Annotated in this window: 1 protein-coding gene; it reads left to right on the top strand. The window is 54.1% G+C overall.

The annotated features are described in order from the left end of the window. Window positions 1–109 precede the first annotated feature (109 nt). Window positions 110–1453, top strand: a complete 1344-nt coding sequence (locus RI563_RS00460; protein WP_310692347.1) for a 6-phosphofructokinase — start codon at window positions 110–112, stop codon at window positions 1451–1453. The last annotated feature ends 118 nt before the right edge of the window (window positions 1454–1571 follow it).

Raw genomic sequence — 1571 nt, 5'->3', positions numbered from 1 at the left:
TCAGCGAACCCAACCAGTAATTTCCACAATGCCTGCCCCGTGCAGGCATTGTTGTTTTGACCGGGATAAAAACCGTACCACCATATTCAGTTAATAAAGGGGAACGAACATGGCTACCAAGAAAAAAGCCAAAAAGAAGGTCGCAAAGAAAAAAGTTGCAAAGAAAAAGACCGCGGCACGGCGAGTAAAAAAAGAGGCGCCTAAAAACGCCTTTTACGCCCAGTCCGGCGGGGTGACCGCCGTGATCAATGCCAGTGCAGCCGGCGTGATCGAAACCGCGCGTAACAACAAGAATAAAATCGGCAAGGTTTATGCCGGGCGTAACGGGATTATCGGGGCACTGACCGAGGATCTGATCGATACCAGCAAGGAATCCGCCGCGGCCATCAAGGCATTACGCCATACGCCGTCCGGCGCCTTCGGATCCTGTCGCTACAAGCTCAAGAGCCTGGAAGCCAATCGCCGCGAATACGAACGACTGATCGAGGTTTTCGAAGCGCATAACATCGGTTATTTCTTTTATAACGGTGGCGGCGATTCGGCGGACACCTGTCACAAGGTCTCCCAGTTGTCAGAGAAGATGGGTTACCCGGTGCAGGCGATCCATGTCCCCAAGACCGTGGATAACGACCTGCCGATCACCGACAACAGTCCCGGATTTGGCTCGGTGGCCAAGTACATTGCCGTCTCGACCCGCGAAGCCAGCTTTGACGTGCAGTCCATGGCCAAAACCTCGACCAAGGTGTTTATCCTCGAGGTGATGGGACGTCACGCCGGCTGGATCGCCGCGGCCGGTGGGCTGGCCTCCAGTGAAGATACCAATATTCCGATCGTGATCCTGTTCCCGGAAGTGAAATTCGATCAGAAGAAGTTCCTGGCTAAAGTCGACAGTCTGGTCAAGAAGCACGGCTATTGTTCCGTGGTGGTATCCGAAGGGGTTAGCTGGCCGGATGGCAGATTCCTGGCCGAATCCGGTCGCAAGGATGCCTTCGGCCATGCCCAGCTCGGGGGGGCTGCCACGGTCATTGCTGACATGGTCAGTAGCGAACTGGGACACAAGAATCACTGGGCCGTTGCCGACTACCTGCAGCGTGCCGCACGGCATATCGCTTCCAAGACCGATGTGGACATGGCCTATGCCATGGGCAAGGCGGCCGTGCAGTATGCCATCAAGGGACATAACGCGGTTATGCCCACCGTGGATCGCATCTCCAACAAGCCGTTCAAGTGGAAAGTCGGCATGGCACCACTCTCCAAGGTAGCCAATGTCGAGAAGATGATGCCGAACAATTTCATCACCAATGACGGTTTCGGTATCACCAAGAAATGTCGTGACTACATGCAGCCGCTGATCAAGGGTGAAGATTATCCGCCCTACAAGGACGGCTTACCCAAATATGTCCGGCTCAAGAACGTGGCTGTGGCGAAAAAACTGAAGAAGTTTACGCTATAGCCCGACTAACAAAAACAACCATAAAGCAGTAAGCAGTTGGGGCGGTTTTTACCGCCCCGTTTTATTTTCGGGATGAAAATTAACGCACAGATAGCCCTCTTGCCCTTCGGCCCTTCGG

This window comes from Thiohalophilus sp. (assembly GCF_031581315.1).
Taxonomy (GTDB): Bacteria; Pseudomonadota; Gammaproteobacteria; order UBA6429; family Thiohalophilaceae; genus Thiohalophilus.
The sequence above is the reverse complement of the archived record's forward strand: the minus strand, read 5'-3'. Positions and strand labels throughout refer to the sequence as shown.